This is a genomic window from Klebsiella sp. C283, assembly GCF_048822555.1.
Lineage (GTDB): Bacteria > Pseudomonadota > Gammaproteobacteria > Enterobacterales > Enterobacteriaceae > Klebsiella > Klebsiella quasipneumoniae.
In genome coordinates this window covers 1-610 of record NZ_JBMEZS010000078.1, presented here as the reverse complement: position 1 = coordinate 610, position 610 = coordinate 1, and the positions used below count along the sequence as shown (strand labels likewise).

The window sequence follows — 610 nt, the reverse complement described above, 5'->3', positions numbered from 1 at the left end:
GCATACAGCTATATTGATCGGAGGTTTTTCATGCCTAGACACTATGAAATTGACTCAGCCTGGCGTGCGAGCATTAAGCGTGAGCCGAACGGTCGTCAGACAGTTACGACAGAAGCCTTTGTCAGCCAGCTTGCGCTGATTAATTTTCACTGGAGTTGTCGCCAAGCAAATCAGTGGATTGAAACCTACGTGACCGTTTTTAAAGACATTTCCACTCAGGAAGGAGAGAACCGGACATTCATGCTTTTTAACCCCAACGGAGGCCGTTAAAAATGGGTTTTCCATCGCCAGCAACCGACTACCAGGAAAACAGGCTGTCACTCGATCAGCACTGTAATACAGGAGCGCCGGGAGTATTCTTTTTTCGAAGTGATACCTACTCTTTCCGGGAAGGGATAAAGCCTGGTGCGCTGCTCATAGTAGATTTTGGGGGCACGCCCGTTGACGGGTCTTTGGTGCTCTGTGTCCTGGAACAAGAATTCAGGATCATGCGATTGCGACTACACCCCAAGCGGTGTCTCCAGGAACTCGATAAGCTGGATAACTTCAGGGCTATACCTGATGACGATGAGGACGGGTTGGAGGTCAGGGGGGTCATTACGCACATTGT

At 49.7% G+C, this 610-nt stretch carries 2 protein-coding genes; both read left to right on the top strand.

The annotated features are described in order from the left end of the window. Window positions 1-30: 30 nt before the first annotated feature. A complete protein-coding gene (locus ACOI7Z_RS27310; protein WP_001549892.1) occupies window positions 31-270 on the top strand; it encodes a hypothetical protein in 240 nt (79 codons plus the stop codon). Between the two features lie 2 nt (window positions 271-272). Beyond that, a partial coding sequence (locus ACOI7Z_RS27305; RefSeq protein WP_032428144.1) for a S24 family peptidase occupies window positions 273-610 on the top strand: 338 nt, incomplete at its 3' end.